Below are 21,835 nucleotides of genomic sequence, written 5' to 3'. Positions count from 1 at the left end.
GTGTCACACCGCCACCGGCGCCTTGATGCCCGGATGGGGGTCGTAGTTCTTGATCTCGATATCCTCGTAGGTGTAGTCGAAAATCGAATCACGGTGTGCCAGAACAAGTTCGGGATACGGCCGAGGCTCGCGACCGAGCTGCAGGTTCACCTGGTCGACGTGGTTGTCGTAGATGTGACAGTCGCCGCCGGTCCAGACGAACTCGCCGACGCCCAACCCGGCCTGCGCCGCCATCATGTGCGTCAGCAGCGCGTAGGAAGCGATGTTGAACGGGACACCCAGGAACAGGTCGGCGCTGCGCTGGTACAGCTGGCAGGACAACGCGCCGTCGGCGACGTAGAACTGGAAGAAGGCATGACAGGGCGGCAACGCCATCTGCGGGATCTCGCCGACATTCCAGGCCGAAACGATGTTGCGGCGGGAATCCGGGTCGGTCTTCAGCAGGTCCAGCGCAGCGCTGATCTGGTCGATGTGCTCACCGGACGGCGTGGGCCACGAGCGCCACTGCACCCCGTACACCGGACCGAGTTCACCTGTCTCGCTGGCCCATTCGTCCCAGATCGTCACCCCGTGCTCCTGCAGCCAGCGCACGTTGGAGTCCCCGCGCAGGAACCACAGCAACTCGTAGACGATGGACTTCAGGTGCACCTTCTTGGTGGTGATCAGCGGGAAGCCGGCGGACAGGTCGTACCGCAGTTGATGCCCGAACAGGCTGCGTGTTCCGGTACCGGTGCGGTCGGACTTGGGGGTGCCCTGCTCGAGCACGAGACGCAGCAGGTCTTCGTACGGGGTCGGGATCGGCACGCCGTCAGCTTACGTGCCGAACGCTGGAGTAGAACGGACACCATGCCGACGATCACCGATACCGTCACGACTCCGGACGGGACCTGCCCGATCACCTTCGCGACCCCCGACGGGAACGGTCCCTGGCCCGGGGTGGTCATGTACCCCGACGCCGGCGGAGTGCGCGCCACATTCGACGAGATGGCCACCAAGCTGGCCGGCTACGGCTACGCCGTCCTGGTGCCCGACGTGTACTACCGCAGCGGGACGTGGGAACCGTTCGACATGGCGACGGTGTTCGGTGACCAGGAGGAACGCAAGCGGCTGTTCGGGATGATCAGCTCGGTCACCCAGGAGGCGATGGCCACCGACGCCAGCACATTCTTCGACTACCTGGCGGCGCGTGAGGACGTGCGCGGCGAAACCTTCGGTACCACTGGTTACTGCATGGGTGGGCGCACCTCGATCGTGGTTGCCGGCCGGGTGCCCGAGCGGGTGGCCGCGGCGATGTCCTTCCACGGCGGTGGGTTGGTCACCGACGCCGAGGACAGCCCGCATCTTCGCGCCGAAGCGATCCGCGCCAGGGTGTACGTGGGCGGCGCCGAGAACGACCAGTCGTTCACGAAAACCGACGCCGAGACCCTGGACAAGGCTCTGACCGCCGCCGGGGTGCAGCACACGGTCGAGATCTACCCCGCCGGACATGGTTTCGCGGTGCCCGACAACGCCCCCTATGACGAGGCGGCAGCGGCCCGGCACTGGGATGCCATGCGCGAGGTGTTCGGTCAGGCCCTGAAGTAGCGTCGTGCGACCATAGGGCCCGTGTATGACCAGGTGGACCACGAACCCCTCTCCGACAACCACCCCGCCGGCTCGCGGATAGACCCGGTACTGGCCCGGAGCTGGCTTCTGGTCAACGGCGCCCAGTACGAACGGTTCGCCGCCGCTGCCCGCTCGCGGGCCGACATCGTCGTCCTCGACATCGAGGATGCCGTTGCCCCCAAAGACAAGGTGGCCGCCCGCGACAACGTCACCCGCTGGCTGGCGGAGGGCAACAGTGACTGGGTGCGCATCAACGGTTTCGGTACTCCGTGGTGGGCGGACGACCTGGACACACTGGCCGGGACGTCCCTCGGCGGGGTGATGCTGGCGATGGTCGAATCGGTGGACCACGTGACCGAGACCGCAAAGCGGCTGCCCGGTGTGCCGATCGTGGCTTTGGTCGAGACCGCTCGCGGCCTCGAGCGCATCACCGAGATCGCGTCCGCGAAAGGAACATTCCGGCTGGCGTTCGGTATCGGCGACTTCCGCCGTGACACCGGCTTCGGCGACAACCCGGCCACCCTGGCCTATGCCCGCTCACGCTTCACCATCGCGGCCAAGGCAGCCCACCTGCCCAGCGCCATCGACGGGCCCACCATCGGTAGCGGGGCGTTGAAGCTCATCGAGGCCACCGCCGTGTCGACCGAATTCGGGATGACCGGCAAGATCTGTCTGACACCGGACCAGTGCGGCACGGTCAACGAGGGATTGTCACCGTCGAAGGACGAGATCAGTTGGGCGAAAGAGTTTTTCGTCGAGTTCGAACGCGACGGCGGCGAGATCCGCAACGGCTCAGACCTACCGCGTATCGCGAGGGCGAACAAGATCCTGGATCTGGCCAGGGCGTACGGTATCGAGGAATCAGATGCCGGCGACGACTTCGACGACGAGGGTGTGCACGCGCCCGCTCCGTCGGACACCTACCACTACTGAAGCCGGCTCACTGCGCCTTCTCGCCGCGCCGCCGCGACTGCATGAATGTGGCCAGGGCTCTCAGGATGCCACGGGCGGCGTAGACGCCGGCGATCAACGACACCACGATCATCACCACGAACGTCGGCAACCAGTTCGACCGGCTGTGGCTGACGTTCCACCAGATGATGGCGAAGAGCACCGTGCAGATGAACACCACGATGTCGCGCCAGTTGCCCTGGTAGGACGTCGCCAGTTGCCGGATCTCACGGTTCTTGTCGACCGCGGCGATCAGGTCATCGATGCGCAGGTTGATCACCCGCTGCAGTTCGGCGCGACGTTCCACCTGCTCGGGCGGAATCTGGTCCAGGAGTTCCATGTCCTGTTTGATCACAGCGCGCACGTCGGGCGCCCGCAGGTTTCCCGCCGCCAGACCGAGCAGCGCACCCCCGGCGATCGGCGCCCCGGCCAGGGCGAGTTCAGCGATACCGGGCATGGTTCCCCCTAGTTCATCAACGTCGCGGCGAGCGTGCCGCCCAACTCGTAGGCACTCTCGCGCACGGCGGCGTCCACCGCACCGGTGACTTCCAGGACGTCGGCCGCTTTGGTGAGCGACAGGCCGGCGGCCAGCCGTTCGACCGCGGCGACGGCCCCGGCGGTGTCGTTGTTTCCGTGTACCCACAGACCGTAGGGCCGTCCGGCCACGTGGTCCAGGATCGGGTAGTACACCGTGTCGAAGAAGTGCTTGAGCGCCCCCGACATGTAACCGAAGTTGGCAGTGGTACCGAACAGGAAGCCGTCGGCGTTCAGCGCGTCCGGCACCGTGGCCGCCAGCGCCGGCCGCACCTCGACATCCACACCGGAGATCTCGGGGTCACGGGCTCCCCGCAGCACCGCTTCCAGAAGTTCCCGCGTTCCGGGCGACGGGGTGTGGTGCACCACCAACAGGGTGCTCACCGCCGCTCTTTCTCCATCTCCACCGCGGTGCGCATGGCCTCGCGGGCGCGGCTGCGATCACCGGCGTAGTCGTAGGCCCGGGCCACGCGGTACCAGCGCACCCAATTGTCCGGATCGGCGTCGAGTTCGGCGCGCACCGTGTTGAACAGCGCGTCGGCGGCGTCACGTTCGATACGGCCGGATGCCCGGCGCGGCAGGTCACTGACGTCGAGATCCATTCCGGCCTCGGCGGCCTGCCGCGCCAGCCGCTGGTGCGCGAACCCGGCGCGCACGGTGGCGACCATGGCCCACGCCCCCACCACCGGCAGCAACAGCAAGGCGATGCCCAGGCCCACGGGTGCGATACGGCCGTCGGCAATGAGCGCCACCGCGATGCGCCCGAGCATCACGAAGTACAGGATCAGGGCCACGCAGAAGAACCCGATCAGGATCTGCGTGCGCACCGCCTTCATCTGTCTACAGGTCCATCAGCGGTTCGATGCCCACCGTCAGTCCGGGCCGTTGCGCGACGCTGCGGACCGCCAGCAGCACACCGGGCACGAATGAGGTGCGGTCGATGCTGTCGTGGCGGATGGTGAGCGTCTCACCCTGAGTACCGAACAGCACTTCCTGGTGCGCGACGAGCCCGGCCAACCGGACCGAGTGGACCGGAACGCCGTCGACGTCAGCACCCCGCGCGCCCTCCAGGCCTGTGCTGGTGGCATCGGGGTTGGGAGGCAGGTCTTTTCGGGCCTCGGCGATGAGTTTGGCGGTTCGCGCCGCGGTGCCCGAGGGAGCGTCGGCTTTGTAGGGGTGGTGCAGCTCGATGACCTCGACGGACTCGAAGAACCGTGCCGCCCGCTGCGCGAAGTGCATCGACAGCACCGCTCCGATGGCGAAGTTCGGCGCGATCAGCACAGCGGTCCCGGGCTTGGCGGCCAGCCAGGATCTCACCTGGTCGAGGCGTTCATCGGTGAAACCGGTGGTGCCCACCACAGCGTGAATACCGTTGTCGATGAGGAACTTCAGGTTGTCCATCACGACGCTGGGATGGGTGAAATCGATGACGACCTCGGTGTCACTCTCAGTCAGGGCCGACAGTGAATCTCCGGCGTCCACCTCCGCCGACAGGGTGAGGTCCTCGGCGTCCTTCACCGCCGCAACCATGGTCGCCCCGACTTTGCCCTTGGCCCCCAACACTGCTACTCGCATGGGGAGCAGCGTAGTCAGCCTTGCGGTCCGGGAGTTTGTCACCCCGTTGCCCTAGGCTTCGAAAGTATGTTCGATGAGTTGACGCAGGAGGGCCGGATCGCCCGGATCGCGGAGCTGGAACGCCTGAAATCGGTGCACGCCGCCGAGCAGGCCCGGCTGACCGCCCAGTTCGACGCGATACACCGCGCCGAGGAAGAAGCCCGCGGGGTCCCGGCGGCCAAACGGGGTCGCGGGGTGGGCGCCCAGATCGCCCTGGCCCGCCGCGATTCACCCAACAAAGGTGGGCGCCACCTCGGCTTCGCCCGCGCCCTGGTCCACGAGATGCCCCACACCCTGGCCGCCCTGGCCGCCGGGGCGCTCTCGGAGTGGCGGGCCAGCCTGATCGTCAAGGAATCGGCGTGCCTGTCGGTGCAGCATCGCCGCCAACTCGACGATGAGATGTGCGCCGACCAGGCCCGGTTGGCCGGGTGCGGGGATGCCCGCATCCAGGCCGATGCCAAAGCGATCGCCTATCGCCTCGACCCGCACGCGGTGGTCGAACGGGCCGCCCGCGCCGAAACCGAACGCGCCGTGTGGATCCGCCCGGCCCCGGACTGCATGACCTATGTGACCGCGCTGCTGCCGGTCGCCCAAGGGGTGTCGGTGTATGCAGCCTTGAAGCACGAAGCCGATGTCAGCGCCGATGGGCGTAGCCGCGGAAACGTCATGGCCGACACCCTGGTGGCGCGGGTGACCGGGCGGGCGGCGGGCACCGCGGTGCCGGTGGCGGTCAACCTGGTGCTCTCCGATGACACCCTGATGGGTGGGGACGAGCCGGCCGTCCTCAGTGACTACGGGCCCGTTCCGGCGGAGATCGCGTGCAGGTTGATCGAGCGGGCGGTCACCGACGCGGACTCCAAGGCCACCCTGCGGCGGTTGTATGCCCGGCCCGACAGCGCGGCGTTGGTGGCGATGGACTCCACCGCGCGGCGGTTCCCGAAAGGACTGGCGCGGTTCATCCGGTTGCGGGACCAGCGCTGCCGTACCCCGTACTGCGATGCTCCGATCCGCCACCTTGATCACATCACCAGTCGCGCCCGGGGCGGACCCACCTCCGCCGACAACGGCCAGGGGTTGTGTGAACACTGCAACTACGTCAAAGAACTCGCCCACTGGAAAGCCGAAACCGGCGCCGACGTGGTGGGCCGGCACACCACCGACCTGACCACCCCCACCGGCCAACGACACCACAGCCTGGCCCCACCGATCCTGCCCGGCCGCCGAAGATTCGACTACAGCGACATCGAAACCCACGCCCGCATCACCCTCTACAACCTGCACGCAGCCTGAGCAGGGGGTCCGATGTGAGGGGCAGCGGTGTGTGTCACAGCACCTTAATGCCAAGGCAATTGCGTAGCCACACTCCTGAGGGTTACTGGGAAGCACGAAAACTCCGCCAGCCCACAGGAGAAATCGCCATGACCCTTGCTGCCGAAACCCCAGCGGCCGAATCGGAATCGCTCGCAGGCAAGAACCTGACCATCGTGCGGGGCGCGTGCCCACACGACTGCCCCGATACGTGCGCCATGCTCTATCACGTCGAAGACGGCACTCTTGTCGGCGTCAAAGGCGACCCGGACCATCCGATGACCCGCGGCGGCCTGTGCGTGAAGGTGAAGAACTTCCACGAGCATCACTATCAATCGGATCGCTTGTTGTATCCGATGCGGCGTGTCGGCGCCAAGGGCGCAGGGGAATTCGAGCGGATCACCTGGAATGAGGCGCTCGGCGAAATCAAGCAGCGCTGGACGGAGATCATCGACACCTATGGCAGCCAGGCGATCATGCCGCACGCCTACCTCGGCCACCAAGGGGTGCTCAACGGTCTGACCGCCGGGGACGCGTTCTTCAACCGGCTGGGATCCACGGTTGCCGAGAAAACGTACTGCGAGTCCGGCTCGTCGACCGCGTGGCACATGACTGTGGGCGGGTCGGGCGGACTCGATGTGGAATCAATGGCGCATTCGAAATACATCATCGTCTGGGGCATGAACATGACCAGCACGAACCTGCACGGGTGGCCGTTCCTACTCGAGGCGCGAAAACGCCACGGCGCCAAGATCGTTGTCATCGATCCGGTGCACAACCGCACGGCCCGCCAAGCCGACTGGCACATCCCCATCCGGCCGGGCACCGACGGCGCACTGGCGCTGGGCATGATCCACGAGATCATCGCCCAGGGCCTCGTCGACACCGATTATGTCGAGAAGTACACCGTCGGCTACGACGAGTTGGCCGCCCGCGCCCAGAGCTTCCCGCCCGAACGGGTGGAAGAGATCACCGGCATTCCCGCCGATGACGTCCGCACCCTGGCCCGCGAGTACGCCACCAGCCAGCCCTCGGCCATCCGTCAAGGTGTTGCGCTGGAACGCAGTCGTGGTGGCGGGCAGGCGATTCGGGCGATCACCTGCCTGCCCGCGTTGGTGGGTGCCTGGCGCCACGTGGGCGGCGGCACCATGGAGATGCCCATCTGGGAGTTCCCCACTCAGTTCGACAAGATCTGTATGCCGCAGTGGATCCCCGAGGGCACTCGGGTGGTCAACGAACTCGATCTCGGTAAGGCATTGACCGGCGAACTGGAACTGGATCCGCCCATCAAATCGCTGTTCGTCTACAACTCGAATCCGGTGTCACAAGGCCCCGCTCAGCAGAAGCTGATGGACGGCCTGATGCGCGACGACCTGTTCACCGTCGTCAGTGAGCACTTCATCACCGACACAGCGAAATTCGCCGATATCGTATTGCCGGCCACCATGCAGGCCGAGCAACTCGACATCATGGTGACCTGGGGCCACCTGTACATCTCCTTGAACCAGCCGGCCATCGCCACGCCCGGCGAGTGTGTACCGAATGTGGAACTATTCCGCAGGCTGGCGGCCACGATGGGTTTCGATGAGGACTACTGGAAACGCACCGACCGCGAGATGCTGATCGACTTCCACGACTGGGACGCCCCCGCTCTGCAAGGCATCACGTTCGAGAAGCTGGAGGAGGTGGGGTGGATGCGGCTGAACGTCGGCGCTCCCGACACCAGGGCGCCACACGCCGAGGGCAACTTCCCGACTCCGTCCGGCAAATGCGAATTCCGGTCCAGCCTGGCCGAGGGCGGCAATTTTGTGGTGCCGGTCTGGCGCTCGATGTACGAAGCGATGCAGCCGGGTGGTTACATCGACCCGGTACCCGACTACGTCCCGCCGTTCGAATCTCGACACTCCAATCCCGAACTGGCCGAGCGCTTTCCACTCAACATCATCTCGCCCAAACCGCACGCCTTCCTCAACAGTCAATACGGCAACGCACCGGACAAGCAGGCCGCCCAGGGCGAGTTCCGGCTGTTCATCCATCCGGCCGATGCCACCGAGCGCGGGATCGCCGACGGGGATTTGGTGCGGGTGTTCAACGACCGCGGCGCTTTCGAGGTGCCGGCAGTGCTCGACACCGGCCTGATGGTCGGGTTGGTCATGTCGAATGTGGGTTACTGGCAGGACAAACCGTCGGGCACCACGGTCAATGTCATCACCTCCGACCGCCACTGTGAGTTCGGCAACGCCGGGGTGTACGGAGACAACCTGGTGGAAGTGGAGAAGGTCGTCGATCAGGCGATCGCCGTCTGAGAGGTCAGCGCAGTCGGCTCTCATCGATGACGAACAACAACAGGGTCACAGCGAGGATCACCGCGGGCACCCAGATGGCGTGCACTCCCCAAGCCGAGGAGATGACGGCTCCGACCACCGCGCCACCGGAGAACGCGACGATCAGGGCGCCGTACACACCGAATGCCCGTCGCCCCTCCTGGCGCTTCTCGACGACACCGTCGTAGCCGGCTTCGACGAATCGCATCAGGTTGCCGGTGGTCGCCACCGGCAGGTAGGCCAGGTCGCCGATATTGCGGAACAGACCTATCTGCACGGCGGCCAGAAAAGAGATGGGTACCGTCACATAGCTGTGCGGGACCGATTCGGGCACGAAGCCGATCACCGCCAACACCACGGCCTGCACCGCCATGGTCCAGCGAAGCGGGTGCGGGACGACCACATCCGCACGGCCGGACTTGATGTGGGCCGCCAACGCCACCCCGGCGATGAACGCCAGCAGCGGCCAGACGTGGGCGAACGCGGCGGCAATCTTGGCCTGGGAGACGTCGATGGCGAACAGGATCACGTTGCCGGTCTGCACGTTCGCGAACACACCGCCGCGCGCCACGTAGGTGTAGGCATCCAGGAAGCCGTTGGCCAGAGTGAGCAGCAGTGCAAACCACAACGTGCGCGTGCGCGCACTGTCCGGGCCGGTCACAACGGCGCGGCCCCACGTAGATGTTCGAAGATCAGCGACGTCTGGGTGCCGGCCACGTCCGCATCGGCGTTGAGGTTCTCGACCACGAACGCACGCAGATCATCGGTGTCACGCGCGGCGACGTGCAAGATGAAGTCGTCGGCGCCGGCCAGGAAGTAGACGTCCATCACCTGCGGCTTGCTCCGGATCTGCGCAATGAAGTTGCGGATCTTGCCGCGGGCGTTCGACTGCAGGCTCACCGAGATCATCGCCTGCAGCGACAAGCCGATCGCCGACGGATCGATGTCGGTGTAGAAGCCGCGGATCACTCCCATCTCCTGCAGCCGACGCACCCGGCCGTGGCAGGTGGACGCCGCGATACCCGCCGCCTCCGCCAACGCGCTATTGGAGATCCGGGCGTCCGCGTGCAACGTGGTGAGAATCCGCCGGTCCACGTCATCGAGCTCAGCGGGCCGAACATCCTTCGGTTGCGGAGGTCGACGGGTCGACGATCCTGGGGATTCTTCTGGCATAGTGCGACCTTACCGAATCTTCATCGATCTTATTGCCATCTAGTTGTTGTTTCTTCACACTTGAGGTCAATATCAGCAGGCCTCAACCCAGGAGCGATCATGCGAGTCGGCATCCCGACCGAGATCAAGAACAACGAATACCGCGTCGCCATCACCCCGGCCGGCGTGGCCGAACTGGTCCGTCGCGGCCATGATGTCGCCATCCAGGCAGGCGCGGGCGACGGCTCGGCGATCTCCGATACCGACTTCAAGGCCGCCGGCGCCGAGATCGTCGCCACCGCCGACCAGGTGTGGGCCGAGGCCGACCTGCTGCTCAAGGTCAAAGAGCCGATCGAGTCCGAGTACAGCCGGATGCGCCAGGGCCAGACGCTGTTCACCTACCTGCATCTGGCCGCCTCGCGGCCGTGCACCGATGCACTGCTGGCCTCGGGAACGACGTCGATCGCCTACGAGACGGTGCAGACCGCAGACGGTGCGCTTCCTCTCTTGGCCCCGATGAGCGAGGTGGCCGGCCGACTCTCCGCCCAGGTGGGCGCCTATCACCTGATGCGCACCCAGGGCGGACGCGGTGTGTTGATGGGCGGCGTCCCCGGCGTGGCCCCCGCCAACGTCGTGGTGATCGGCGGTGGCATGGCCGGCTACAACGCCGCCCGTATCGCCAAGGGCATGGGTGCGCGAGTCACCGTCTTCGATCTGAACATCAACACCCTCCGCAAGATCGACAACGAAAGCGGCGGCCAGATCGAGACGCGCTACTCCTCCGCCCTCGACCTCGAGACCGCGGTCAAGGATGCCGACCTGGTGATCGGCGCGGTGCTGGTCCCAGGCGCCAAGGCACCCAAACTGGTGACGAATTCGACTGTCGCACAGATGAAACCGGGCGCGGTCTTGGTCGACATCGCCATCGATCAGGGCGGTTGCTTCGAGGATTCCCGGCCCACCACCCATGACGACCCGACGTTCGCGGTGCACGACACGGTGTTCTACTGCGTGGCCAACATGCCGGGCTCGGTGCCGCGCACCTCGACCTACGCGCTGACCAACGCCACCATGCCGTACGTGCTCAAACTGGCCGACAAGGGCTGGCGGGCCGCGTGCCAGAGCGACGCCGCGCTGGCCAAGGGCCTGTCCACTCACGAGGGCGGCCTGCTGTCCGAGCAGGTGGCCACCGACCTGGGACTGCCGTTCACCGATCCCGCGTCGGTGCTCTGACCATACGACTTCCCTTCACATCGCCCGGCCGGCTGCCATGCCCGGCCGGGCGATGACCTTTCCGGGGCACCATCCTTTGACAGGTGTCAAGTATGGTGGAGGGGTGATCGTGAGCAGTGTTCTCAGAGACGTTCTTCCCAGCGCACCCACCACCACCGCCGAGGCGTGCACCGTGTTCGACGCGGCACCTGCCGTCGCCCCCGAATTCATGATCGGTACCTGGCACGGGGCCGAACTGCCGACGGGGCATCCCCTCGACGGCTTCCTGGCGGCCAGTGGATGGTGGGGCAAACAGTTCGTGGACGCCGAGACGGTGCACCCGCTGCTGTTCCCGACCGCCGACGGCTCCGGGCTGTGGGCGCTCAATCCGGTGCTGGCGTTCGGTGGCTTGGGGGTGGCGGCCAAACTTCCGGGCGTGAAGAAGAGGTCGTTCGAGCGCCCGATCTCCGCCCTGCGATCGGTACTGCAGACCCGCGCCCCCAAGGCCCGGTTGCGGACCACCCGCTACCGCGGCACCGATACCGCGACGATGATCTACGACCAGCTGCCGATCAACGACGTGTTCCGGCAGCTGTCCGACGACGCGGTGATCGGCGCGATGGACTTGCGCGGCTCGAACCGCCCGTACTTCTTCGTGCTGCGCCGCGACAACTCGCTGCCCGTCCTCTGACCGAGGAGCGCTAGCCGATCAGCGCGGGCAGCACCAGCGCGGCGATCTCCGGCATGACCGGCCGGAAGCCCTCAGCCTCGGAGTCGTCGCTCGCCGACCGCACCATCACCGACAACACCACGGGTCGCGCGGGGCCCTCCGGGGGACCCCAAGCCACACCGACGTCGTTGGTGGTGCCGTAGTCGCCACTGCCGGTCTTGTCCGCGAAGGTCCACCCCGGGGGCAGTCCCGGTCGCAGGCTCGAGGTCGCGTTCGTGGTCATCCAGTCCACGAGTTGCGTGCGAGCCTGCGGCCCCAGAGCCGTACCGGTGATCAGGTCGCGGAACCCATTGCCCAGTGCCTGCGGGGTGCTGGTGTCACGGAGATCGCCGGGCACCGCGGCGTTGAGTTCGGTCTCCCAGCGATCCAGCCGGCTCTCCTGATCGCCGATACTGCGGGCGAAATCGGTGATGGCCTGCGGGCCGCCGATGACCTGGAGGAGATAGTTCGAGGCGGCGTTGTCACTGCGCTGCAGCGCTGCTGCACACAGCTCCGACAGCGTGACCCGCTGCCCGACCCGCGTTTCCGTGATCGGCGAGTTCGGCAGCAGGTCCGCCTCCTGCACAGTCACCGTATCGCTCAAGGCCAACTCGCCCCGTTCCGAGCGCTGCAGGATCCGGGCGGCCAGGTATGCCTTGAACGTCGAACACATTGCGAAGCGCTCCAGATCGCGGTGCGCGACGGTGCGCCCGGATCGCAGGTCAACAGCGAAGATGCCGATGCGCGCGGTGTGCCGGTGCTCCAGTGCGACGATGCTGTCCGTGAGCGAGGAGGGTTCGGCCAGCGCCGGCCGCGTTCCCAGGGCGGCCAAGGCGGTGAGGGCCGCTCCACCAGCCAGGACGTTTCGTCTGGTTACCCGCACCGTCATGCGCCTCCCTATCTGACGATTCTCCGAAGTGGTTGCGGTAGTGACCTTTTGGTGACACCAGGGCCGAGTACAGCGGCACCGTACTGCTTGTTCAACAGCGTACGCGCCACGGCATTGACCTCGTCCAGGGTTACCGCTTCGATCTGGTCCAGGCTCTCCGACAGGCTGCGGTGCCGCCCGTAGTTGAGCTCGCTGCGACCGATCCGGTGCATCCGCGAGGCCGAATCCTCCAGCCCCAGCACCATTCCGCCCCGCAGCGAACCTTTGGCGATCCGGCATTCGTTCTCGGTGATGCCGTCGCGGGCCACCGCTTCCAATACATCGGTGGTCACCGTGATCACGTCATCGAACCGCTCCGGCAGGCAGGCTGCATAAACCGACAACGCTCCGCTGTCGGAGAAGGTGTCCACCGACGAGTACACCGAGTAGGCCAGACCGCGGGATTCCCGGATCTGTTGGAACAGACGGGAACTGAGACCTCCACCGAGGGCGGTGTTGAGCACGGTCAACGCCCACCGGTGTTCCCAGTGCCGGCCCGGTGAACGCACACCCAACAGCACATGCGTCTGTTCGGAGTCACGCTGCACCACCTGCAGTGCGGGAGTCCCCGTCACCCGGCCGGTGCCCTTGCGCGGCTGCTGGGGTTGCTTACCGGCGCGCAGATGGGGACCGAAATGTTCGCGCACCAGCGCGAGCACCTCGTCATGGTCGATGTTGCCGGCAACCGCCACCACCATGCGTTCCGGTGTGTAGCGGCGCACATGAAAGGAATGCAGCTGCGCGCGCGTCATCGCCTCGATCGAGTCGACGCTGCCGATGACCGGCCGGCCCACCGGATGCTGACCGAACATCGCCGACAGGAACACATCCCCCAGCGCGTCTTCGGGATCGTCGTCGTGCATGGCGATCTCTTCGAGCACCACGTCACGCTCGAGCTCGACATCCTCTGTGGCACAACGGCCGTTGAGGACGACGTCGGACACCAGATCGATGGCCAGCCCGAGGTCGTTGTCCAGTACGTGGGCGTAGTAGCAGGTGTGCTCCTTGGCAGTGAACGCGTTCAGCTCACCGCCGACGGCGTCCACCGACTGGGCGATGTCCACCGCCGAGCGCGTCGGCGTCGACTTGAACAGCAGGTGTTCGAGGAAGTGCGCCGCGCCGGCCACCGTCGGCCCCTCATCACGAGAGCCGACTCCGACCCAGACACCGACCGACGCCGAGCGCACCGACGGTACGAACTCGGTGACGACGCGAAGCCCCCCAGGCAGCGTGGTACGCCTGACCCGGGAGGCCTCAGCGGCGGACTCCTGCGTACTACGAGCTGGAGGTCGCAACATCGGCAGGCGCGGAATCAGTTGCAGCTGAATCCGTTGCGTCCGCAGCTTCCTCCTCGGCGACCAGGATCAACGAGATCTTGCCGCGGTTGTCGATATCGGCGATCTCGACGCGCAGCTTGTCGCCGACCTTCACCACGTCCTCCACCTTGGCGATGCGCTTGCCGCGGCCGAGCTTGGAGATGTGGACCAGCCCGTCGCGACCCGGGAGCAACGAGACGAATGCGCCGAAATCGGTGGTCTTGACGACCGTGCCGAGGAAGCGCTCGCCCACCTTGGGCAGCTGCGGATTGGCGATCGCGTTGATCTTGTCGATCGCCGCCTGCGCCGACGGGCCGTCCGCGGCACCGACGAACACCGTGCCGTCGTCCTCGATGGAGATCTGCGCGCCGGTCTCCTCGGTGATCGAGTTGATCATCTTGCCCTTGGGCCCGATGACCTCACCGATCTTGTCGACGGGCACCTTGATGGTGGTGATCCGCGGCGCGTAGGGGCTCATCTCGTCCGGCGCGTCGATGGCTTCGGCCATCACCTCGAGGATGGTGGTCCGGGCGTCCTTGGCCTGCGCGAGCGCACCCGCGAGCACCTGCGACGGGATGCCGTCGAGCTTGGTGTCCAACTGCAGCGCGGTCACGAAGTCCTTCGTGCCGGCGACCTTGAAGTCCATGTCACCGAAGGCGTCTTCGGCGCCGAGGATGTCGGTCAGCGCGACGAAGCGGCGCTCCGTCTTGCCGTCGACCTCAACATCGTCCGACACCAGACCCATGGCGATACCCGCCACCGGGGCCTTCAGCGGCACACCGGCGTTCAGCAGCGACAGGGTGGAGGCACACACCGAGCCCATGGACGTAGAACCGTTGGAGCCCAACGCTTCCGACACCTGGCGGATGGCGTAGGGGAACTCCTCGACGCTCGGCAGCACCGGCACCAGGGCCCGCTCGGCCAGCGCGCCGTGACCGATTTCGCGGCGCTTGGGCGAACCGACGCGGCCGGTTTCACCGGTGGAGTACGGCGGGAAGTTGTAGTGGTGCAGGTAGCGCTTGGTGGTCTCCGGCCCCAGCGAGTCGATCTGCTGGGCCATCTTCATCATGTCCAGCGTGGTGACACCCATGATCTGGGTTTCGCCGCGCTCGAACAGCGCGCTGCCGTGTGCGCGCGGGATGACGGCGACCTCGGCCGACAGTGCACGGATATCGGTGATGCCGCGGCCGTCGATGCGGAAGTGGTCGGTCAGGATGCGCTGGCGCACCAGCTTCTTGGTCAGCGACCGGTAGGCAGCGCCGATCTCCTTCTCGCGACCGGCGTACTGCTCGGACAGCCGCTCGAGCACCTCGACCTTGATCTCGTCGGTGCGGTCGTTGCGCTCGTTCTTGCCCGCAATGGTCAGCGCCTTGGCGAGCTCGTCGGTGGCCACCGAGGCGACCGAGTAGTAGACGTCGTCGCCGTAGTCCGGGAACACCGGGTACTCGGCGGTCTCCTTGCCGGCCGCGTTGTTCAGCTCTTCCTGCGCGGTGCACAGGGCGGCGATGAACGGCTTGGCGGCTTCGAGGCCCTCGGCCACGATGGCCTCGGTGGGAGCCTGGGCGCCACCGGCGACCAGTTCGATGACCTTGTCGGTGGCCTCGGCCTCGACCATCATGATGGCCACATCTTCTTGGCCATCGGCCGACACCTTACGGCCGGCGACCACCATGTCGAAGACAGCACCTTCGAGCTGCTCGACGGTGGGGAACGCGACCCACTGGCCGTCGATCAAGGCGACACGCACACCGCCGACCGGGCCGGAGAACGGCAGACCGGAGATCTGGGTGGACGCCGACGCGGCATTGATGGCCAGCACGTCGTACAGGTCCTGCGGGTTCAGGCTCAGCACGGTGACGACGACCTGGATCTCGTTGCGCAGACCCGACACGAACGTCGGACGCAGCGGCCGGTCGATCAGGCGGCAGGTCAGGATGGCGTCGGTGGAGGGCCGGCCCTCACGACGGAAGAACGACCCGGGGATGCGACCCGCGGCGTACATCCGCTCCTCGACGTCGATGGTCAAGGGGAAGAAGTCGAAGTGGTCTTTGGGGGTCTTGCTGGCGGTGGTGGCGCTCAGCAGCATGGTCTCGTCGTCGAGGTAGGCGACGACGGCGCCGGCGGCCTGCTGGGCCAGCCGGCCGGTTTCGAAACGAATGGTGCGGGTGCCGAAGCTCCCGTTGTCGAGGACGGCGGTGGATTCGAACACGCCTTCATCAATTTCAGCTACAGACATAGATGTCCGTCAGGGCCTCTCTGGTTCACTTTTGTTTCGCGTCGTCATGCGCGAACCTCGGTGGCTACGGCCGTCGATCGAAGCGGCCGGGCCGTCCCCGCTACCAGGGAGCCCGACAGCCACTACCGAAGACCGCCCACGTGAGACTGGTTCGTCATGACGCGCCGGAACGGATGCGCGGTTGTGCGCACCGCACCTGTTGTCTCAGCGTTTGTTGCTGCTGTTCCGCCTCCGGCTGACCGGCGCAGAACAGCCCTACTCTACACCCCGGGTTGCGGGGTTCTGGGATCTGTGCAGGCAGCACACAGCCCGCCACCGCGTGGCGGTGGCGGGCTGTGTTACGGGTGTCCGCGTCAGCGACGCAGGCCGAGACGCTCGATCAGCGAGCGGTAACGCGCGACGTCGACCTGGGCCACGTACTTCAGCAGCCGACGACGACGACCCACGAGCAGCAGCAGACCGCGCCGCGAATGGTGATCATGCTTGTGCTGCTTGAGGTGCTCGGTCAGGTCCGAGATGCGCTTGGTCAACAACGCGACCTGCGCTTCGGGCGACCCGGTGTCGGTGTCGTGCAGGCCGTACTGACCCAGGATCTCTTTTTTCTGCTCGGCGGTAAGCGCCACGAATTCACTCTTTTCTATCGGTCCGCGGATCTGAAGCCGAACCCGGCCGCCGCGAACTGCAGCACGGGTCGATGCCGCCGAAGAGTCTAACAGCGACCCTGCCCTCAGAAAGAATCGCGAAGTATCGCCCGGGCCTTGTCGACATCACGTTCCATGGCCTTCACCAGATCCTCGATCTGGTCGAACTTCTCCTGACCCCGGATCCGCGACACGAAGTCCACCGCCACATGCTGGCCGTACAGGTCGGCCGCCGTATCGAGGACAAACGCCTCGACGGTGCGGGTGCGCCCGGAGAACGTCGGGTTGGTGCCCACCGACACCGCCGCTTCGTACCGCTCTCCCGGGATGACGGTGCCCATCACCGGGCCGTGTCCCAGCACCGTGAACCACGCCGCGTACACACCGTCGGCCGGGATGGCCGAATACATCGGCGGTGCCACATTGGCCGTCGGGAAACCGAGCACCTTGCCGCGCCCGTCGCCGCGGACCACCACACCCTCGACCCGATGCGGACGACCCAGCGCCTCCGCCGCAGCCACCACATCTCCGGCGTCCACACACGACCGGATGTAGGTCGACGAGAACGTCACGGTCTCGGTGGAGTGCTGCTCGGCCACCAGCGACATGGCCTCGACGGCGAACCCGAGCCGCTCCCCGGTCTTGCGCAACTGATTCACATCACCGGCGGCCTTCTTACCGAAGGTGAAGTTCTCCCCCACCACGACCTCCACCACGTGCAGCCGTTCGACCAACAGTTCGTGGATGTAGCGCTCAGGGGTGAGCTTCATGAAATCGGTGGTGAACGGCATCACCAGGAACACGTCGATGCCGAGTTGCTCGGCCAGCTCGGCACGCCGGGTCAGCGTGGTCAGCTGCGCGGGATGGCTGCCGGGAAACACCACTTCCATCGGATGCGGGTCGAATGTCATCAACACCGCTGGGATGCCGCGCGACCGCGCCGCCTTGACCGCGCGGGCGATCAGCTCCGCATGGCCGCGGTGCACACCGTCGAACACGCCGATGGTGAGTACGCACCTGCCCCAGTCCGAGGGAATTTCGTCTTGTCCCCGCCACCGCTGCACGCGCCCAAGCCTACGGCCCCAGAGATTCATTAGCGTCTCTAGATCCCCGGATGAGGTGACGATTGCCTAAACTTTCAGGTGTGACGCCAGATGTAAGCCCTGAGGTAGGCGACCTCCGCGATTTGTCCATGGTCGCCCAGGACTACCTCAAGACCATCTGGACGGCGCAGGAATGGTCACATGAGAAGGTCAGCACGAAGATGCTGGCCGAACGAATCGGTGTTTCGGCCAGCACGGCGTCGGAGTCCATCCGCAAGCTCGCCGACCAAGGCCTGGTGGATCACGAGAAGTACGGCGCGGTCACCTTGACCGAGCGAGGCCGGCGCGCGGCGGTGTCGGTGGTGCGCCGCCACCGGCTGCTGGAGACCTTCTTGGTCAGCGAGCTCGGGTATTCGTGGGACGAGGTACACGACGAGGCCGAGGTTCTGGAGCACGCGGTCTCGGATCTGATGATGGCCCGGATCGACGCCAAGCTCGGCTACCCGCAACGTGACCCGCACGGTGACCCGATTCCCGATCTCGACGGCCAGGTGCCGACACCGCCGGCTCAGCCACTCTCGGAATGCAACGACGGCGATCACGGGGCGGTGGCCAGGATCAGCGACGCCGATCCCGAGATGCTGCGCTACTTCGATGACGTCGGCATCGCGCTCGATTCACACGTGACGGTGCTGGCCCGCCGCGATTTCGCCGGCACGGTGTCGGTCTCCATCGGCGAGGACCACGATGACGGCGCCAGGACCGTGGAACTCGGTAACCCTGCCGCCCAGTCGATCTTCATCGTGCCCTGCAACGGTTAGAGCGTCGACGGCCGGAGTCTGAGGCTGCGCGGGGGTTCCTCCAGCGAAGCGAGGGGGCGTACGAGCAGTCGACAGAGCTCCGGTCACAAAGTAGACGGCCGGATCACCACCACCGACTTGGTGCGACGGCCACTGTCCTCGAGCAGCGCCATCACCCGCCCGTCGGGGGCCACGGCGGCGTAGATGCCGTCGATTCCCGCTGCCGGCAGGGGTTTTCCGTGACTCACCGCCACCGCGTCGTCCTCGCTGAGCTCGTACCGGGGGAACGCCTGCAGACACGCCTGGTCCAGGGTGTAGCTCAGCTGAGGTTGTTCGGCCAGCGCTTCCAGGGTGTGCGCCTGGTTGAGGCCGAACCCGCCGACCCTGGTGCGGCGCAAGGCGGTCAGATGCCCACCCACCTCCAGCGCGGCTCCCACATCGCGGGCCAGCGCCCGGATGTAGGTGCCCGACGAACAGTCCACCAGGACGTCGACATCAACCAGGCCCGGCGTGCGGCGGATCGCCAGCACGTCGAACCGTTCGATGCGGACACTGCGCGCGGCCAGCACGGGCGTCTCACCTTCACGCGCCAACTGGTAGGCCCGCTTGCCGGCGACCTTGATGGCACTGACCGCCGACGGCACCTGCTCGATCTGGCCGCGGAGCGCTCCGGCGGCGGCCTCGATCTGCTCGTCGCTGACCTGATCAGCCGAAAGCTGCTGCAGCAGTTCACCTTCGGCGTCATCGGTGGTGGTCGACTGGCCCAGGCGGATGGTGCCGAGGTAGGTCTTCGAGGTACCGGCGATCAAGCCCAGGATCTTGGTGGCCCGCTCGACACCGATCACCAGCACCCCGGTGGCCATCGGGTCCAGCGTGCCGGCGTGACCCACTTTGCGGGTGCCGAAGATGCGGCGGCACCGGCCGACCACGTCATGGCTGGTCATCCCGTCCGGTTTGTCGACCACAACGATTCCGGGTTGCACGTCTTTCACAGGACGATCGCCGTCAGCGCCAGCCCGTCGGCCACCGACCACCGCCCGCTCAGGGTGGTCAGGGGCGGGCCGAACTCCGCGGCCGGGTCGATCAGGATCTTCGACTCGAACGTGCCGGTGGCGCCGGCGCCGTCACCGCCGCCGTCGACGCTGAAGGAGATGTGTGCGTCTTCGAACCCCAGCCAGCGGTGCGTCAGCGGGAACCATGCCTTGTAGGTGGCCTCCTTGGCGCAGAACAGGATTCGATCCCAGTGCAGCCCGTCGGGCAGCTCAGCGATCTCGGCGCGTTCGACAGGCAGGCTGACGGCGCCGAGCACACCGTCGGGCAGCACATCATGGGGTTCGGCGTCGATTCCGATCGAGCGCACGTGCGTTCGGTGCGCCACCACCGCGCCGCGGTAACCCGCGCAGTGCGTCAGGCTGCCCACCACCCCGGCCGGCCAGCACGGTTCCCCCTTGTCGCCCTTGAGGATCGGCACCGCCGGCTCCCCCAGCTCAGCGAGCGCCAACCGCGCGCAGTGCCGCACCGTGACGAACTCGTTGCGCCGCTTGGCCACGGACTTGGCCACCAACGGCGCCTCTTCGGGTAACGGCTCCAGATCCGGCGGGTCGGAGTACACCTCGGCCGAGCGGACGGAATCGGGTACCGCGACGTCGAGAACGGCGTCCAGGAGCTTGGTCATGACCGCCTGCTGCGAAGCCGCTGCCGGAACTGCTCGGACTGTGCCCTCATCTCCGGGGTGATGACGAAGTGCCCGCCGAAATCATTGAGATAACCCGGTGCGTACCGCGGGTCCGGCAGGATCTGGCGCAGCCAGCGATAGGGCTTGCGGCGCCGCCATTCCCGCGGATAACCCACCGACACCTCTTCGAAACGCACATCGTCATACCAGGTGGTGCGCGGGATGTGCAGATGGCCGTACACCGAGCACACTGCGTTGTAGCGGGTGTGCCAATCCTTGGTCTCCACGGTGCCGCACCACAGCGAGAACTCCGGGTAGAACAGCACATCGCAGGGTTCGCGCACCAGCGGGAAGTGGTTCACCAAGACCGTCGGAGTCATCCAGTCCAGGTCTTCCAGGCGTTTCCTGGTGTGGGCCAACCTGTCTCGGCACCACGCGTCCTTGGTGGCATACGGTTCGCTGGACAGTAGGAACTCGTCGGTGGCCACCACGTTGTTCTCCTTGGCGATGGCCAGGCCTTCACTCTTGGTGGCCGCACCCGCCGGCAGGAACGTGTAGTCGTACAACAGGAACATCGGCACGATGGTGGCCGCGCCGCCTTCGCCGGTCCACACCGGATACGGGTGTTCGGGAGTCACGATGCCCATCTCGTCGCACATCGTGACCAGATAGTCATACCGCGACCGGCCGAACACCTGCATGGGGTCTTTGCCGGTGGTCCACAGCTCGTGGTTGCCGGGCACCCAGATGACCTTTGCGAAGCGTTTTCGAAGCAGATCGAGTGACCAGCGGATCTCGTCGGTGCGCTCGGCGACGTCGCCGGCGACGATCAGCCAGTCGTCGGGAGTCGACGGGTACAGCGACTCCGTCACCGGCTTGTTGCCGGTATGTCCGATATGCAGATCGCTGATCGCCCAGAGGGTCGGCCGGGTGCGGCTCTGCGGTTCATGGGTCGCCACAACACGTCAGCCTAGTTATCGCGGGGCCGGCCCTCTCTCCCCGGGCTCGTCCCTCGCCCGCATCGTCGACCGTCCCGGTTATCGCGGGGCCGGCCCTCACTCCCCGGGCTCGTCCCTCGCCCGACCTACTGAAGTAAGGTCACCACCTCGCAGCGCGAAACTAGAACAGGTTCTCATAGCGACTTGTAGACTCCGCCAGGGAACGGTCGCCGGACACGAAGGGGTGTTGATGCTCACCAGGATGCGGTTGCTCGCAGCGCTGGGAGCGGTGCTGGCGGCCGTGGTCGTGATGGTGCAGTCACCGTCGCCGGCGCCCATGTCTCCGCAGGTCGAACTCCGTGGCACCGGAGCGCCACTGCCGCTGGCCACCACCACCATCAAATGGCCCGTGCTCGAGACCACCGATCCGTCGCCGTTCGATCCGTGCCGCGACCTGCCCATCGACGTCATCAACAACATCGGCCTCGGCTTCACCCCGCCCGAGGTCGAGACCATCAACCGGTGCAAGCTCGACGCCGGGAACTACCAGATGGCCGTCGAAGCGGTGGTGTGGCGCAGCTTCGAACAGACACTGCCCCCGGATGCGGTGGAATTCGACATCGCCGGCCACCGCGCCGCGCAGTACTGGATCATGAAGCCCACCGACTGGAACAACCGCTGGTGGTTCACCTGCATGGTCGCCTTCAAGACCAGCTACGGCCTGATCCAGCAGTCACTGTTCTACTCCCCCATCTACTCCGAACCCGATGTCGATTGCATGGCGGAGAACCTACGACGCGCCAACGAACTGGCACCGCACTACATCTACTGACAGCACACTCCACTGAG

General features: G+C 66.2%; 23 protein-coding genes. 8 read left to right on the top strand and 15 right to left on the bottom strand.

Going from position 1 to position 21,835, the window contains the following annotated elements:
• Positions 1-3 precede the first annotated feature (3 nt).
• Positions 4-804 carry a thymidylate synthase gene (locus AC3A6P_RS15060; RefSeq protein WP_487692427.1) on the bottom strand — a complete coding sequence of 267 codons (801 nt, stop codon included), beginning with the start codon at positions 802-804 and terminating at the stop codon, positions 4-6.
• Between the two features lie 42 nt (positions 805-846).
• Between AC3A6P_RS15060 and AC3A6P_RS15055 the strand changes: the two genes are divergently transcribed.
• Both AC3A6P_RS15055 and AC3A6P_RS15050 read left to right on the top strand, forming a co-directional pair.
• On the top strand, positions 847-1,584 hold the full coding sequence (locus AC3A6P_RS15055) for a dienelactone hydrolase family protein (RefSeq protein ID WP_487692426.1): 738 nt from the start codon (positions 847-849) through the stop codon (positions 1,582-1,584).
• A gap of 21 nt (positions 1,585-1,605) precedes the next feature.
• On the top strand, positions 1,606-2,538 hold the full coding sequence (locus AC3A6P_RS15050) for an HpcH/HpaI aldolase/citrate lyase family protein (protein ID WP_487692425.1): 933 nt from the start codon (positions 1,606-1,608) through the stop codon (positions 2,536-2,538).
• Between the two features lie 7 nt (positions 2,539-2,545).
• Here AC3A6P_RS15050 and AC3A6P_RS15045 read toward each other — a convergent pair whose 3' ends face one another.
• Genes AC3A6P_RS15045 through dapB form a run of 4 tightly spaced genes read right to left on the bottom strand, consistent with a single transcriptional unit; the run spans position 2,546 to position 4,665 of the window.
• Positions 2,546-3,013, bottom strand: coding sequence for a hypothetical protein (locus tag AC3A6P_RS15045; RefSeq protein WP_487692424.1), 468 nt, complete (start codon positions 3,011-3,013; stop codon positions 2,546-2,548).
• Positions 3,014-3,021: 8 nt separating this feature from the next.
• On the bottom strand, positions 3,022-3,474 hold the full coding sequence (locus AC3A6P_RS15040) for a flavodoxin family protein (RefSeq protein ID WP_487692423.1): 453 nt from the start codon (positions 3,472-3,474) through the stop codon (positions 3,022-3,024).
• Positions 3,471-3,926, bottom strand: a complete 456-nt coding sequence (locus AC3A6P_RS15035; RefSeq protein ID WP_487692422.1) for a hypothetical protein — start codon at positions 3,924-3,926, stop codon at positions 3,471-3,473. The genes AC3A6P_RS15040 and AC3A6P_RS15035 overlap by 4 nt, the downstream gene beginning before the upstream one ends.
• Positions 3,927-3,930: 4 nt before the next feature.
• Positions 3,931-4,665 (bottom strand): 4-hydroxy-tetrahydrodipicolinate reductase, encoded by a 735-nt coding sequence (dapB, locus tag AC3A6P_RS15030; RefSeq protein WP_487692421.1) that lies wholly within the window; start codon positions 4,663-4,665, stop codon positions 3,931-3,933.
• A 66-nt stretch (positions 4,666-4,731) separates the two neighbouring features.
• On the opposite strand from dapB, the gene AC3A6P_RS15025 reads away from it, so the two are divergent.
• Both AC3A6P_RS15025 and AC3A6P_RS15020 read left to right on the top strand, forming a co-directional pair.
• The gene (locus AC3A6P_RS15025) at positions 4,732-5,994 is read left to right on the top strand and encodes an HNH endonuclease (protein WP_487692420.1); all 1,263 of its coding nucleotides are present in this window, start codon (positions 4,732-4,734) and stop codon (positions 5,992-5,994) included.
• A 128-nt stretch (positions 5,995-6,122) separates the two neighbouring features.
• The gene (locus tag AC3A6P_RS15020; protein ID WP_487692419.1) at positions 6,123-8,318 is read left to right on the top strand and encodes a molybdopterin-containing oxidoreductase family protein; all 2,196 of its coding nucleotides are present in this window, start codon (positions 6,123-6,125) and stop codon (positions 8,316-8,318) included.
• Positions 8,319-8,322: 4 nt separating this feature from the next.
• On the opposite strand, the gene AC3A6P_RS15015 is transcribed toward AC3A6P_RS15020, so the two are convergent.
• Positions 8,323-8,997, bottom strand: a complete 675-nt coding sequence (locus tag AC3A6P_RS15015) for a YoaK family protein (protein ID WP_487692418.1) — start codon at positions 8,995-8,997, stop codon at positions 8,323-8,325.
• Complete coding sequence (gene aldR / locus AC3A6P_RS15010) at positions 8,994-9,509, bottom strand: HTH-type transcriptional regulator AldR (RefSeq protein ID WP_487692417.1); 516 nt, start codon at positions 9,507-9,509, stop codon at positions 8,994-8,996. The genes AC3A6P_RS15015 and aldR overlap by 4 nt, the downstream gene beginning before the upstream one ends.
• Positions 9,510-9,608: 99 nt before the next feature.
• On the opposite strand from aldR, the gene ald reads away from it, so the two are divergent.
• Positions 9,609-10,721, top strand: a complete 1,113-nt coding sequence (gene ald, locus AC3A6P_RS15005; protein WP_487692416.1) for an alanine dehydrogenase — start codon at positions 9,609-9,611, stop codon at positions 10,719-10,721.
• Positions 10,722-10,830: 109 nt separating this feature from the next.
• Positions 10,831-11,391 (top strand): DUF4334 domain-containing protein, encoded by a 561-nt coding sequence (locus AC3A6P_RS15000; protein WP_487692415.1) that lies wholly within the window; start codon positions 10,831-10,833, stop codon positions 11,389-11,391.
• Between the two features lie 10 nt (positions 11,392-11,401).
• Here the strand turns inward: AC3A6P_RS15000 and bla are convergent, their stop codons facing one another.
• The 5 genes from bla to AC3A6P_RS14975 all read right to left on the bottom strand — a co-directional run bounded on the left by bla (position 11,402) and on the right by AC3A6P_RS14975 (position 17,594).
• Positions 11,402-12,298 (bottom strand): class A beta-lactamase, encoded by an 897-nt coding sequence (bla, locus tag AC3A6P_RS14995; protein WP_487692414.1) that lies wholly within the window; start codon positions 12,296-12,298, stop codon positions 11,402-11,404.
• Positions 12,299-12,306: 8 nt separating this feature from the next.
• Positions 12,307-13,635: a M16 family metallopeptidase gene (locus tag AC3A6P_RS14990; protein WP_487692412.1), complete on the bottom strand. Its 1,329-nt coding sequence runs from the start codon at positions 13,633-13,635 to the stop codon at positions 12,307-12,309.
• On the bottom strand, positions 13,613-15,889 hold the full coding sequence (locus tag AC3A6P_RS14985) for a polyribonucleotide nucleotidyltransferase (protein WP_487692411.1): 2,277 nt from the start codon (positions 15,887-15,889) through the stop codon (positions 13,613-13,615). Before AC3A6P_RS14985 ends, AC3A6P_RS14990 begins: the two co-directional genes overlap by 23 nt.
• 353 nt (positions 15,890-16,242) lie before the next feature.
• Positions 16,243-16,512 carry a 30S ribosomal protein S15 gene (gene rpsO, locus AC3A6P_RS14980; protein WP_060999682.1) on the bottom strand — a complete coding sequence of 90 codons (270 nt, stop codon included), beginning with the start codon at positions 16,510-16,512 and terminating at the stop codon, positions 16,243-16,245.
• A 104-nt stretch (positions 16,513-16,616) separates the two neighbouring features.
• Positions 16,617-17,594: a bifunctional riboflavin kinase/FAD synthetase gene (locus AC3A6P_RS14975; RefSeq protein ID WP_487692410.1), complete on the bottom strand. Its 978-nt coding sequence runs from the start codon at positions 17,592-17,594 to the stop codon at positions 16,617-16,619.
• Between the two features lie 128 nt (positions 17,595-17,722).
• On the opposite strand from AC3A6P_RS14975, the gene mntR reads away from it, so the two are divergent.
• Positions 17,723-18,394, top strand: coding sequence for a manganese-binding transcriptional regulator MntR (mntR, locus tag AC3A6P_RS14970; protein ID WP_487692730.1), 672 nt, complete (start codon positions 17,723-17,725; stop codon positions 18,392-18,394).
• Between the two features lie 83 nt (positions 18,395-18,477).
• Here the strand turns inward: mntR and truB are convergent, their stop codons facing one another.
• From truB to AC3A6P_RS14955, 3 genes are read right to left on the bottom strand one after another with little or no spacing between them, the layout of a single operon-like run.
• On the bottom strand, positions 18,478-19,356 hold the full coding sequence (gene truB / locus AC3A6P_RS14965) for a tRNA pseudouridine(55) synthase TruB (protein WP_487692408.1): 879 nt from the start codon (positions 19,354-19,356) through the stop codon (positions 18,478-18,480).
• Between the two features lie 5 nt (positions 19,357-19,361).
• On the bottom strand, positions 19,362-20,048 hold the full coding sequence (gene pptT, locus AC3A6P_RS14960) for a 4'-phosphopantetheinyl transferase PptT (RefSeq protein WP_487692407.1): 687 nt from the start codon (positions 20,046-20,048) through the stop codon (positions 19,362-19,364).
• The gene (locus AC3A6P_RS14955; protein WP_487692406.1) at positions 20,045-21,007 is read right to left on the bottom strand and encodes a metallophosphoesterase family protein; all 963 of its coding nucleotides are present in this window, start codon (positions 21,005-21,007) and stop codon (positions 20,045-20,047) included. Before AC3A6P_RS14955 ends, pptT begins: the two co-directional genes overlap by 4 nt.
• 229 nt (positions 21,008-21,236) lie before the next feature.
• Between AC3A6P_RS14955 and AC3A6P_RS14950 the strand changes: the two genes are divergently transcribed.
• Positions 21,237-21,818 (top strand): DUF3558 domain-containing protein, encoded by a 582-nt coding sequence (locus AC3A6P_RS14950; RefSeq protein ID WP_487692405.1) that lies wholly within the window; start codon positions 21,237-21,239, stop codon positions 21,816-21,818.
• The last annotated feature ends 17 nt before the right edge of the window (positions 21,819-21,835 follow it).

It is taken from the genome of Mycobacterium sp. Soil_C_30 (assembly GCF_057656995.1).
Note: the sequence above shows the minus strand (reverse complement) of the source record. Positions and strands in the feature narration are given on the sequence as shown.

What these genes read in the sequence shown, in the direction of transcription:
- AC3A6P_RS15045 (WP_487692424.1), bottom strand. Translation starts at nt 3,013, where the DNA reads ATGCCCGGTATCGCTGAACTCGCCCTGGCCGGGGCGCCGATCGCCGGG.
- ald (WP_487692416.1), top strand. Translation starts at nt 9,609, where the DNA reads ATGCGAGTCGGCATCCCGACCGAGATCAAGAACAACGAATACCGCGTC.
- AC3A6P_RS15025 (WP_487692420.1), top strand. Translation starts at nt 4,732, where the DNA reads ATGTTCGATGAGTTGACGCAGGAGGGCCGGATCGCCCGGATCGCGGAG.
- dapB (WP_487692421.1), bottom strand. Translation starts at nt 4,665, where the DNA reads ATGCGAGTAGCAGTGTTGGGGGCCAAGGGCAAAGTCGGGGCGACCATG.
- pptT (WP_487692407.1), bottom strand. Translation starts at nt 20,048, where the DNA reads ATGACCAAGCTCCTGGACGCCGTTCTCGACGTCGCGGTACCCGATTCC.
- AC3A6P_RS14990 (WP_487692412.1), bottom strand. Translation starts at nt 13,635, where the DNA reads ATGTTGCGACCTCCAGCTCGTAGTACGCAGGAGTCCGCCGCTGAGGCC.
- AC3A6P_RS15055 (WP_487692426.1), top strand. Translation starts at nt 847, where the DNA reads ATGCCGACGATCACCGATACCGTCACGACTCCGGACGGGACCTGCCCG.
- bla (WP_487692414.1), bottom strand. Translation starts at nt 12,298, where the DNA reads ATGACGGTGCGGGTAACCAGACGAAACGTCCTGGCTGGTGGAGCGGCC.
- mntR (WP_487692730.1), top strand. Translation starts at nt 17,723, where the DNA reads ATGGTCGCCCAGGACTACCTCAAGACCATCTGGACGGCGCAGGAATGG.
- aldR (WP_487692417.1), bottom strand. Translation starts at nt 9,509, where the DNA reads ATGCCAGAAGAATCCCCAGGATCGTCGACCCGTCGACCTCCGCAACCG.
- AC3A6P_RS14950 (WP_487692405.1), top strand. Translation starts at nt 21,237, where the DNA reads ATGCTCACCAGGATGCGGTTGCTCGCAGCGCTGGGAGCGGTGCTGGCG.
- AC3A6P_RS15035 (WP_487692422.1), bottom strand. Translation starts at nt 3,926, where the DNA reads ATGAAGGCGGTGCGCACGCAGATCCTGATCGGGTTCTTCTGCGTGGCC.
- AC3A6P_RS14985 (WP_487692411.1), bottom strand. Translation starts at nt 15,889, where the DNA reads ATGTCTGTAGCTGAAATTGATGAAGGCGTGTTCGAATCCACCGCCGTC.
- AC3A6P_RS15020 (WP_487692419.1), top strand. Translation starts at nt 6,123, where the DNA reads ATGACCCTTGCTGCCGAAACCCCAGCGGCCGAATCGGAATCGCTCGCA.